Below are 6,333 nucleotides of genomic sequence, written 5' to 3'. Positions count from 1 at the left end.
CGATAGTGGGGGAAGGTGATTGCGAAAGAGAGAATGGAAAAAGCTACGACCGAAACTCCAAGCATACATAACCCTGGATTATCGATCATTGCTGATTGCGCCCGGAATCGAAGCATGCGTCGCCGACATCTCCAAAAGGGGCTGGTCGTCATTTGCGCTCAGCGATGATCTCCAAAGGAAGGTGTCAACCGCCTATGAGGCTGCCGCGACCTTCTTCGATCTGGACGAGAAGTCGAAGGAGGCATGTCTCTTGCCCTACGGGTGCGGTTACACGCCTTTTGGCCGGGAGCATTCCGGAAATCCGGCTCTACCAGACCGGGTCGAAATTTTCGCCGCAAGCGCGCGGACGCAAGACCTCGCCCTTGATCTGCCCTGCGCCGCCGGATGCGACCTGCATGAGCGCATGATGGAAGTCTTTCGTTGGTTCGAAATGACGGCCGAGGACATCATGCGTGGTGTGGCGCGAATGGTAGCATCAGATGTTCCGGAACAAGAACTAACGGGTGGTCTACATCGATGGTCCCAGTTGCAATTTAACCGGACGATCCTTACCGAGCCCGGTCAATTCATCAACACCGCGCACGAAGACGGTCACCTCCTGACGTTTGCCCACGCGAATGGTCGCGGATTAGAGATTGTGACCGGCTTGTCCGTTCTTGAGCCTGATCGCACAAGCTCGGCATTCACGGTTATGCCGGGCGCCATCTTGAGCCTTCTCACCGGGGGCGAAATACGACCGCTCTACCATCAAGTTCGTGCACACAGCCGATCCGAGCATCGCCTGTCTCTGCTGTTCTTTGCCGACCTTGATCCACAGCTCTGCAAACCCTGGAAAATTACGCCCGCCAATCGCGACGTCGATATCGCATCGCGTATCCTCGGCAACGCGGGACGGTTCGGGATGGACGGGTTTCCGCCGGATTGAGGTCGATGTCGCGCAAGCAAGGCATATGGCGCTTGGGCCTCGGCGGGTCGGACCATGACTTCTCGGCCGCCCTCGCCCATGACTGCGACATCAAGGTTGCAATCGAGCAGGAGCGGATCACGAGGGTCAAGAACGGCCTTTCCGTCTGGTATCGCGAGCCAATGGCGCCGGCCATCGACTACTGTCTGCGCGCGGAGGGTCTGAAATTCGAGGACGTCGACGCAATCGTCGCGAGCGACACCATCCCGGCCAGAAGCCGAGCCGCCTTTGGCGGTAAGAGCCTGCAGTTATTCTCGCATCATCTTTGCCACGCCGCGTCGGCTTACATGATGATGCCGCCGGACTCCACAGCCGCTGTGCTCGTTTATGACGGGTATGGCTCGATCGTCGAGAACGGCAATCAAGCTGACGGTCGTTCGCGCCGCGAGACCATCTCATTTCACGTGTTCGGTCCCGAGGGTGCGCAAACGCTCGGGACGACCACGGGGTACGGTTATCTCGAGCAGGATGATTTTCCGATCGGGATCAGCAATTCGGTCGGAATGCTCTACGAAATCGCGACCTGCGTCCTTGGATATGGTCCGATGGATAGTGGCAAGACGATGGGCCTTGCTGCGTATGGTCGTCCAGACCATGCCGGTGTTCTGCAGGATTTCGTCACATTCGGCGACGACATGTCCGATTGCTTCCGCTGTCCGACGGATAGTGACGAGATTGTCGAGTGTATGGAAAGGATTCTCGTCCTGGGAAAGGGAAGCTTTTCAGCCCGGGCGGACCTTGCGGCGAGCATCCAGGCGGTAACGGAGAACGCGCTTCTGCACTGTGTATCGCTGCTCGCGCCGATGGAGGCCGATTATATCGCCATCAGCGGCGGATGCGGCCTGAACACCGTTGCGAACGCGAAGCTCGTGACCAGCCTCGCGGGCGCTCGCGACGTCTTTATTCCTCCTCATTGCGGCGATGCCGGCCTTGGACTCGGCGCCCTCTGGCTAGCGGCCTCGTCTGAGCGGAATGGGCGCGCGCCGTCATTTACATTCCAATCCGAAAGGATCGCGCCAGCGATTGCCCGTCCCGGCCGGATCTATGGCGATGAAGAGGTGGTTCGAGCCGCTCAGCAATATTATCCCCGTCTCGTCATCGACCCCAGCGTTTCGACGCCAGATGACCTGGCTCAAATCCTCGCCAAGGGAGACATCGTCGGCATCCTCAATGGCCGCTCCGAAATCGGACCGCGGGCGCTCGGAGGACGAAGCCTCCTTGCCGATCCCCGGAATGTGCAGACCCGGGAGCGGATCAACCGTTCGATCAAGGGGCGTGAGCCCTTCAGGCCACTGGCGCCGCTGGTGCTTGCGTCCGAGTACGACAATTATTTTCACGACTCTGCTTGCGCCGACGCTTACATGCTGAAGGTGGCCCGCGCGCGGGAGCGTTGCCTTCGTGAAGCGCCCGCGGCCCTCCATATTGACGGCACCGCGAGGGTGCAAACCGTGGACCGCGAAGGCGATCCGTTCCTGATTGCGATCCTCGCAGCGTTCGGCGCGCTGACGAACGTTCCGATCTTGCTCAATACGTCCTTCAATCGGCGCGGCGAACCAATCGTCGAGACGCCTGAGGATGCCATCGACGTGTTTCTCGGAGTGGACCTCGACGGCCTTTACATGAATGGGAAGTATTTCAGGAAGCCGCTCGCCTAGGATGGCTGTTGAGCCAAGCCAAGCCGCCCGAAGATCATCTCAACGGCCTGTTCGAACGTCTCCGCTGACAACAGGCAGTACAGGCAATCGTACAAGACATCTCTTGCGCCGTCGATGCTGAGGAGCAGGTGGCCGACCCGCGCCCATTCTTCCTCGCTGACTTGGCGGCGGCCAAGTCGCGCGTCGTTTCGAACCTTGATCTCCAGCAATTCGTCATCGCTGACGGCGACGCCTGCCACCCGAAGGAAACGCAGCGTCGCGCTGGGATGCCTGTTGTAAGCCTCTGCAAGAACCCGAACGACGGCGCGCCGTATCCGTTGATCCATGTGTCCGATGGCCGGTCGAAGCGCGGTCAAACCCTCCATGGGCCATGTGATGGTCACGCCGGCGATTGCCTGGAGCAGCTGAAGCGCTTCCTCGATACGATTGTCATCGAGGAATGCTTCCAGCCAGCGCGTGTACATTGGAAGCGGATGGGTTTCGAGGTCTGCGGAGGTCTTGGCGTATTCCACAAACGGCATCGAGCGGCGCCGCGTTGCGGGAAGCAGAATGCCGTAGGGATAGATGACGCCGAAGCCGTCTTCGAAATTGCGGTCAAAGGGGTCGGCGAACCCACGACGCTCGCCTCTCAGCAAACCAGGCCGGTGAAGCAAGACCCCGCGCCAGCTCCGCAGGATCGTTTCTTCCCAGACGCCGAACCGGCGTTCGTCGTAATCCAGGCCGTGGAGCACGTGGAGATAGACGATGACTTCTTCCAGGAAATCGATCTGAACCGGATTTGCGTTTTCGTCGAAGCGCGCGAAAAGCTGCTCGGCCAAATTCAGCGTTCCGGCCAAATCGTTGAGACTGCTCATCACGAACAGGCCGGCCGACAGATGGTATTCTATATCGAACTCGATAGACTGCGTGTATGCTTCAATCCTCGCGAAGCCTTCGACGCTCAGCGTCGTGCCGGATTGAATGGCGCGGAATATCTCCAGAAAGTCGACCCTCCTGCTGTTCGAAAAGAAACGGCGAATGCCATCGGCTGTCGAATTGAAGAGCAGGCGATCACAGTTGAGGAGAAAATACTCCGCAAACGCAGAAGCGTCCGGCGGCCTAGGGTCCGCGGCAGCCACCAGCTCTCCCAGCGTGGAGCGCAACGCAGCACTCGCGCTCTCATATTCCGAAGCATGCGTATTATCGGGGCCGAGTTGCGTGGCGAATGCAATGAGACGCCCGATCTTTTGCCACTTGGGGAGAGATGGATCGGCAAAGAAGGCAGCGTAGGGAGCGTCCGACAACAAGTTTCCCGGCTTGGCCAGAGCTTCGAGAAAATGTCTCACGAGGCGGTCTATCGCATAGATCTGAGCTTCGGTTCGCGGAAGAATGGATGTCGGGTGCTGTACGCGGCTGAGCAGTTCGACGGAGACCGCATCGGGCAGATTGGCGGCGGCCTGTACCACCGCGCGCAGATGCATCTCGCCAATCCCTGCCTTTGCGGCGGCAGCAATGGCATCGGAAAGATAGATGGTGGCGAGAGCCTCCCCGTATTCAGCGAGCTGAACGAGAAGGTCACGCGCAAATTCGTAAAGATACAGGATGTCACTTGGCCCGAACGCTTGATCGGCGCGATCAACGAGCAGCATCGCTTCCGAGATCAAGCGAAGTCCCATCTCGGGGTGAAGCGCGAAGTGAAGGCGGGCCGCCGCTAGAGAGCGGCCGTCGTTTCGATAGTTGCGAAGATAGGCCTGGAGGTCGGTGAGCGTCTCCAGCGGCGGACCGAGGCCGTTCGCTAGGGCAACCGCCAGAAAATATTCGAACGTTCGGTCGTGATCGAATTGATAAAACCCCTGCTGCGCTTCCCGCACGAGATCGAGATCGCGGGCGATACGCAGGATCTCAAGGCGGAGTGCGGCGGGCTCAATGTCGATTTCGCGAAACCTTTGACGCCCTCCTTCAAGGCTCTGCAAGGCTGCCTTTGCCATCGCGTGCTGCATCGTGCTCGAGCTGCCGAGCATGCCGGCGGTGCGCAACTTGGCTTCGATCATGGTCCGCAATTGCGAGGCACTGGGGACAATCTGCAGGCTGCGCGCTGGGCCTTCGGCCACGATGCGCAACATGTAGGGGTCCCTTAGGCGCTCGAACGAGCCAAGGGATACTTGATCGAGATCCGCGGTGGTGAGCGTCTTCGATCCCATGCGCCGGACGGCATCGTAGACTTCGTCACGGCTGAAGATATCGCACGAAAGCGTCTCAAATCCGTGCTCGGATCCTGCCGGAGACCAGACTGCCTTTTGCAGTTGCGCCGCATCCAGCTGCGGCAGCATCGCGTTCCACGTCTCTTGCCTGACGGTCGCGATGACCCGGAGCGCGCTGAGCTCCTCGGGAAGAAAGTAGCAAAATCGCAGGATGCCGCGCAGAAAGCTGACACAGCGGCTGAGGTCGTCTGCGAATTCGTTGATTCCGTCGATAAAAATGATCAGCTGGAGATTGTTGTTGGTAAGCCACCGCTCGAACCGGAATAGCGAGAAAGGCGAACGAAATCCAAGGCCGCCCAATTGCTCACCGACATATTGTTCGACGTCGCCGCTTTCGGGAAACGAACGGGCCCTCAACAGGAGTATCCTCGTGGAATCCCGCAGCGACCAGGCTTTCTGTAAACGAAGGCCCAAAGTGGTCTTGCCATAGCCGGACGGACCGGTGACCAAAGCGAGCGGCTTATTCGGTCGCAGGAAGCGAGTGAGGCCCTCCTCAAGGCGCACTCGGCGGGCGAATGTGTCCACAATGTTCTTGTGCGCGCGCGTACCATAGAGCTTCGCGTATTCCCTGTTGCAATAGTCGGTGCGCCACGCAAACAGGCTTTTGACGAATGTCGGCTCCGTCGGAATGAGGGACGGCTTTTCCAACACGGGACGTGCAATCGCGGAAACCAGCTGGTCGAACGAGATCGTTATGTGATCGGCGCGATCGTGCAACGCAGCCGAGAGTGGCGCAGTATCGCTCGGTCTGGTCGGACCGCACCAGTAGATCCGCGTCCGGGAGGATTCGATCGCATCGGAAATGATCTTCGAAAGTGCGGTATCCCACCCTCCATATCCCGCGATGACAAGATCGTGCGAACTTACGATCGATGCGAATAGCTGGGCGATATCCTGGTCATATCGGGCGTCGTCGAGTTCCGCGCGCACCAGCGCCACGACCGCGCGCGAAGCAAGATCACCGTGCAGCTTGATGTAGGGAACTTTGGGCAGATTGTAGCGATCGTGTACGCCGGGATAGGGACGGGCGAAGCCGGGTGAAAAGACCTGGATCAGGTCGCGCCCAAGCGCCTGTTGGGCGCGCTCGAGCATGAGATCGAAGTTCGTCGTCACGACGGCATCGATCCCACCGGCCTCGATCAGCAAGACAACCAACTTGTAGGCTTCGGAGGGCTCCAGTTCGCCCAGTTGCCGGAAGATCGCTTCGACCATCAGCGCCCGTTCGTCGGGCTCGAGGTTCAAGAATAGACGGTCGAATTCACGGTCGATGGTGTCGGCGGGGGTCAGTTCATACAGCTGGCGCTGAGCGAAACGCTCCAGAGCCCGGTGTTTCAGCTCCGCAAAGGTCAGGCCTCCCGAACTGATATCGGCGCCAGCGCCCAGGAACAGACAAATCTTGCGCCGGTGCTCAATCGGATTGGCGGCGCGATCAGCAATGACCCTTGTGAGGGACCCCAGCTTTTCAAGGTCTTCG

Annotated in this window: 3 protein-coding genes; 2 read left to right on the top strand and 1 reads right to left on the bottom strand. The window is 59.4% G+C overall.

Translation table 11 applies throughout. The features are described 5' to 3' along the window. Positions 1 to 88: 88 nt before the first annotated feature. Together TSA1_RS38410 and TSA1_RS38405 are read left to right on the top strand one after the other, a co-directional pair. A complete protein-coding gene (locus TSA1_RS38410; protein WP_100180864.1) occupies positions 89 to 925 on the top strand; it encodes a 2OG-Fe(II) oxygenase family protein in 837 nt (278 codons plus the stop codon). Between the two features lie 5 nt (positions 926 to 930). Then, complete coding sequence (locus TSA1_RS38405; protein WP_100180863.1) at positions 931 to 2,619, top strand: carbamoyltransferase C-terminal domain-containing protein; 1,689 nt, start codon at positions 931 to 933, stop codon at positions 2,617 to 2,619. Here the strand turns inward: TSA1_RS38405 and TSA1_RS38400 are convergent. Next, on the bottom strand, positions 2,616 to 6,333 hold a 3,718-nt coding region (locus TSA1_RS38400; RefSeq protein ID WP_210421920.1), incomplete at its 5' end, for an SIR2 family protein. The genes TSA1_RS38405 and TSA1_RS38400 overlap by 4 nt on opposite strands.

This window comes from Bradyrhizobium nitroreducens (assembly GCF_002776695.1).
In the GTDB taxonomy this organism is placed as follows: domain Bacteria; phylum Pseudomonadota; class Alphaproteobacteria; order Rhizobiales; family Xanthobacteraceae; genus Bradyrhizobium; species Bradyrhizobium nitroreducens.
This window is presented reverse-complemented; position numbering and strand designations above follow the sequence as displayed.